This is a genomic window from Pseudomonas sp. P5_A2_2 (genome assembly GCF_054177685.1).
In genome coordinates, this window is sequence record NZ_JBGCUL010000267.1 from 1 (window position 1) to 5,432 (window position 5,432).

Below are 5,432 nucleotides of genomic sequence, written 5' to 3' on the forward strand. Positions count from 1 at the left end.
CGCCACGCCTGGGCCGCGCATTACCTGACGACGATGAGCAAAGCGGTGATTGATGATGTGGCGAAAGTGCTGACGCGGCGGTCTGTTCAAACGAGAGCTGAAGCAGATCGATAGAACAACGCGTAATCACGCAGCCTGAAAAGTCCCAAAAAGGGRCCGAGCGTTCCCTTTTTGGGACTGATAGCACCAGACTTTTCGCCCTTCGCTACCTCCAGTGCTGAACGACATCGCTGCAGCTGTCAGTCCAAACACGTAACGAAGGTATGGCCTGCACTGCCCGCAGCCGTTCCAGCATCTGCCCCGTCAACACGACCTCATACGTATCCGCCGCCCGCCCCCATTGCTCCACTAGAGCCATACCGTCCACCAGCGCCACAGCCAATTCGGCAATCGTCCCGGCCTGATCCTCGATGATTTTTTGCGTCCGACCCCACACCCGATCAGCCATCGCTTTGAGCTGCGCCGTTATGCGTTCAGACGACGCTGGATCGGTATCGGGATAGGCGATGTTACGCAGCAGATGCTGAAGCTCCCTGATTTTTGCGTAATCCTGTTCCGCCCCTTGCTCGCCTTTGAGGATGGCAGCGGCTTTGCGCTTGTCGACGCGTTTTGCGGCTGAAGGCTTTGAAGGCAGGGTCTGCGCCATTGCGCCAGCCAGGAGCACCATCATCCGGGCTTCCAGATGTTCCTTCATGGCTTCCATCGACGAAATTGGGCGCACCAAGGTAATGGAGGCCCCTCCCTGGTGCCGCAAATCCTTGGTCACTGTCAGCGTCACGCCGCCCGTTTCAAATCCCAGGGCGCGGGCCACCACGTAGTGCCCCATTTCGTGATGGGCGATCTGCAATGCACGGTCCCGCACAGCAGCAGGTAGCTTTGTTGTCATGTCCTTGGCCTCTCACCCTCGACTGCATCAATCTTAGTCGATTGCCCCCCTCTCTTTCGGCCACAAGCGTCGCGTCGAACGAGCCTGTAACATGCTTGACCATTGATTCATGCCTCTGGAGCCACGCCGTTGCCCGACACTCGCCCCCCTGTTCTCGACGAAATCGATCGCCAACTGATCGCAGCCCTGCAGATCAACGCCCGCGAGAGCGTGGCCATGCTTGCCCGGCAGTTGGGCATCGCCCGTACCACGGTCACCTCGCGTCTGGCGCGGCTGGAAAAGGCCAAAGTGATCACCGGCTACGGTGTGCGCCTCGGTCAGCGGGTGGTGGATGGCGGGCTGCAGGCGTATGTCGGGATCACTGTGCAACCGCGTTCCGGCAAGGAGGTGTTGCGACGCCTGAGTGCAATGGCGCAGGTGCAGCAATTGTGTGCGGTGAGTGGCGAGTTTGATTATGTGGCGTGGTTGCGCACCGATTCACCGGAGCAGCTGGATCAGTTGCTGGATCAGATTGGCAGTGTGGATGGGGTGGAGAAGACCACGACCTCGATCATCTTGAGCAGCAAGATTGATCGGGGRCAGCCGGTTTGAGTTTTCAGGCCTGGGTTCATCGGTGACTGAACTGACGCTATCGCGAGCAAGCTCGCTCCCACAGGGGACAGTGTGTATTACCAGATCGTCATATTGACCAATAAAATGGCAAAACGACGACACTTTGCGTCTTATTAACGTGTTCTGTGCTCTCTAGAATGGCTGGCATCTTTTCCTATACTCAGATGCGCATTCCGCGTCGGGTCGCCAGTAAGGTCAGCCATGAACAAGAACAATCGCCATCCTGCAGACGGTAAGAAGCCAGTCACCATTTTCGGCCCGGACTTTCCTTTCGCCTTCGACGACTGGATTGAGCATCCGGCCGGTCTGGGTAGCATTCCCGAGCATAATCACGGTGCCGAAGTGGCGATTGTCGGCGGTGGGATCGCGGGTCTGGTGGCGGCGTATGAGCTGATGAAGCTGGGCCTGAAACCGGTCGTCTACGAAGCCTCGAAAATGGGCGGCCGCCTGCGCTCCCAAGCGTTCAATGGCGCCGAAGGCATCGTTGCCGAGCTGGGCGGGATGCGTTTCCCGGTGTCGTCCACCGCGTTCTATCACTACGTCGACAAGCTGGGTCTTGAAACCAAACCTTTCCCTAACCCGCTGACGCCCGCGTCGGGCAGCACGGTGATCGACCTCGAAGGCCAGACCCATTACGCACAGAAGCTGTCGGACCTTCCTGCACTGTTCCAGGAAGTGGCTGACGCCTGGGCCGATGCCCTGGAAGCCGGTTCGCAGTTCTCCGATATCCAGCAAGCCATTCGTGATCGTGATGTTCCACGCCTGAAAGAGCTGTGGAACACCTTGGTGCCGCTGTGGGACGACCGCACCTTTTACGATTTCGTGGCCACCTCCAAGGCATTCGCCAAGCTCTCGTTCCATCATCGCGAAGTGTTCGGCCAGGTCGGTTTCGGCACCGGCGGCTGGGACTCGGACTTCCCCAACTCGATGCTGGAAATTTTCCGCGTGGTGATGACCAACTGCGACGACCATCAGCATCTGGTGGTCGGCGGTGTAGAACAGGTGCCACAGGGCATCTGGCGCCACGTGCCGGATCGTTGCGCGCATTGGCCGGCCGGCACCAGCCTCAGCTCCCTGCACAACGGCGCACCGCGTACCGGCGTGAAGAAGATCGCCCACGCGCCGGGCGGCCGTTTCGCCGTCACCGACAACTGGGGCGACACCCGCGAATACGCCGCCGTGTTGACCACCTGCCAGAGCTGGCTGCTGACCACCCAGATCGAGTGCGACGAAACCCTGTTCTCGCAAAAGATGTGGATGGCCCTGGACCGCACCCGCTACATGCAGTCGTCGAAGACTTTCGTGATGGTCGACCGCCCGTTCTGGAAGGACAAGGATCCGGAAACCGGCCGCGACCTGATGAGCATGACCCTCACCGATCGCCTGACCCGCGGAACCTACCTGTTCGACAACGGCGACGACAAACCCGGCGTGATTTGCCTCTCGTACTCGTGGATGAGCGACGCGCTGAAAATGCTCCCACAGCCGGTGGAAAAACGCGTGAAACTGGCGCTGGATGCGCTGAAGAAGATCTACCCGAAAGTCGACATTGCAGCGCGGATCATCGGCGACCCGATCACCGTGTCCTGGGAAGCCGACCCGCATTTCCTCGGTGCATTCAAAGGCGCCCTGCCCGGCCATTACCGCTACAACCAGCGCATGTACGCGCACTTCATGCAGGACGACATGCCTGCCGAGCAGCGCGGGATCTTCATCGCCGGTGACGACGTTTCGTGGACGCCGGCCTGGGTTGAGGGCGCGGTGCAGACCTCGCTCAACGCGGTGTGGGGCATCATGAAACACTTCGGCGGTGCAACTCACGCCGAGAATCCGGGTCCAGGAGATGTGTTCAACGAGATCGGACCGATCGCCCTGCCCGAGTAAGAGGAATCCGAAATGCGCGTAGCCCTTTACCAATGTCCACCACTGCCCCTGGATGTCGCCGGCAACCTGCAGCGCGTGCAGCAGCTTGCGCTGGAGGCAAAAGGCGCCGATCTGCTGGTGCTGCCGGAGATGTTCCTGACCGGCTACAACATCGGCGTCGATGCCGTCAGCGTGTTGGCGGAGGTGCATAACGGTGAGTCGGCGCAGCAGATCGCGCGCATTGCCAAGACAGCCGGGATCGCCATCCTGTATGGCTACCCGGAGCGCACCGCCGACGGGCAGATCTACAACGCCGTGCAGTTGATCGATGCTAACGGTGAGCGCATCTGCAACTACCGCAAGACCCATCTGTTCGGCGATCTGGATCACTCGATGTTCAGCGCAGGTTCCGACGAGTTTCCCATCGTTGAGCTCAACGGCTGGAAACTCGGTTTTCTGATCTGCTACGACCTGGAGTTTCCGGAAAACGCCCGACGCCTGGCCCTGGCCGGTGCCGAGCTGATCCTGGTGCCGACCGCGAACATGATTCCGTTCGATTTCGTCGCCGATGTCACCGTGCGCTCCCGCGCCTTCGAAAACCAATGCTATGTGGCTTACGCCAACTACTGCGGCCATGAAGGCGACATCCATTATTGCGGCCAGAGCAGCATCGCCGCTCCGGATGGCAGCCGTATCGCTCAGGCAGGCCTTGATGAAGCATTGATTGTCGGTGAGTTGGATCGTCAGTTGATGGTCGACTCCCGCGCCGCCAATCGCTACCTGATCGATCGTCGTCCCGAGCTTTACGGCGAGCTGAACAAGTCCTAATCCGCTAGCATTGGCACTTCACTGTTCTGGAAGTGCCCATGCCCGCGCTGAATCCCCTTCGCCCCCACACTGAAACCCTGGCCAACGGCCTGCGGGTGACGCTGCGTCATGCCCCGAATTTGAAACGCTGCGCAGCAGCCTTGCGGGTCGCCGCGGGCAGCCATGATGTGCCGCTGGCGTGGCCCGGCCTGGCGCATTTTCTTGAGCATTTGTTGTTTCTGGGAACTGAGCGTTTTCCTGCCGGGCAAGGGCTGATGGCCTACGTCCAGAGTCATGGCGGCCAGGTAAACGCGCGAACCAGCGAACGCACCACGGACTATTTTTTCGAACTGCCACCCCAGGCGTTTGCCGGTGGGCTGGAGCGTCTGTCAGACATGCTCGCCCATCCGCGTATGAATCCGGACGATCAGCAGCGGGAACGGGAAGTGTTGCAGGCGGAGTTTGTCGCCTGGTCGCAGGATCCAGTGGCGCAACAACAGCGGGCGTTGTTCGATGGGCTTTCTGAGGCTCATCCGCTGCGCGGCTTCCATGCCGGCAATCGCGACAGCCTCCCGGTGTCGCAACCCGAATTTCAGCAGGCATTGCAGGATTTTTATCAGCGGTTTTACCAGACCGGGCAGATGACCTTGAGCCTGGCCGGGCCGCAGAGCCTCGATGAACTAAGAGCTTTGGCCGAGACATTTGCCAGCGTCATTGCCGGCGGTGAAAAGGCCACGCAACAATCCCCGGCACCGCTGATGGCGACCTCAAACGCCAGTTATCAACAGGCTGGCGAGCGCCGACTGGATTTGCTGTTTGCCCTCCAGGCGCTACCCGACTGCGCCGCCGAAGCATTGGGTTTTCTGTGTCACTGGCTGAACGCCGAGAAACCGGGCGGTTTGCTGGCGGATTTGCGTGAGCGTGGATTGGCCGAAAAACTGAAGGCCGAGTCGCTGTATCAATTCGCCGGGCAAGCCTTACTGCACTTCGAGTTCACATTGCCCGCCAACTCTTTGGCAACCGGGATTCGCGAGCGGCTGATGGATTGGCTGGGCTTCTTCGCCAGGCAAGACTGGAGCCGATTGCGCGAAGAATACGCAACCCTGCTCCAGCGCCAACAGCAAGTCAGCAGCGCCTTGCAACTGGCCCGACTGGACAGCGAACAACGCGAAGTCGGGTTATCTGACCAAGGCGTTACGGCCCTCAAGCAAGTCCTCAAACAAATCGGTGCTGTGGATAACTTCAGCGGCCCCTGGCATTTGCC

Annotated in this window: 6 protein-coding genes; 5 read left to right on the top strand and 1 reads right to left on the bottom strand. The window is 60.0% G+C overall.

What is annotated here, in order from left to right; genetic code table 11:
• Positions 1–114, top strand: a 114-nt coding sequence (locus tag ACXRVY_RS15855; protein ID WP_458237722.1) for a DUF3077 domain-containing protein, incomplete at its 5' end; no start/stop codon positions are given.
• Positions 115–205: 91 nt separating this feature from the next.
• On the opposite strand, the gene ACXRVY_RS15860 is transcribed toward ACXRVY_RS15855, so the two are convergent.
• Entirely contained in the window at positions 206–886 is a 681-nt protein-coding gene (locus tag ACXRVY_RS15860; protein WP_223456920.1) for a zinc metalloprotease, read from the bottom strand.
• Positions 887–1,015: 129 nt separating this feature from the next.
• Between ACXRVY_RS15860 and ACXRVY_RS15865 the strand changes: the two genes are divergently transcribed.
• From ACXRVY_RS15865 to pqqF, 4 genes are all read left to right on the top strand, one after another.
• A complete protein-coding gene (locus ACXRVY_RS15865) occupies positions 1,016–1,477 on the top strand; it encodes an Lrp/AsnC family transcriptional regulator (RefSeq protein ID WP_007980298.1) in 462 nt (153 codons plus the stop codon).
• A gap of 222 nt (positions 1,478–1,699) precedes the next feature.
• Positions 1,700–3,382 carry a flavin monoamine oxidase family protein gene (locus tag ACXRVY_RS15870; protein WP_223456918.1) on the top strand — a complete coding sequence of 561 codons (1,683 nt, stop codon included), beginning with the start codon at positions 1,700–1,702 and terminating at the stop codon, positions 3,380–3,382.
• Positions 3,383–3,394: 12 nt separating this feature from the next.
• A complete protein-coding gene (locus ACXRVY_RS15875) occupies positions 3,395–4,189 on the top strand; it encodes a carbon-nitrogen hydrolase family protein (protein WP_223456916.1) in 795 nt (264 codons plus the stop codon).
• 38 nt (positions 4,190–4,227) lie between these two features.
• Positions 4,228–5,432, top strand: a 1,205-nt coding sequence (gene pqqF, locus ACXRVY_RS15880; protein WP_458237721.1) for a pyrroloquinoline quinone biosynthesis protein PqqF, incomplete at its 3' end; no start/stop codon positions are given.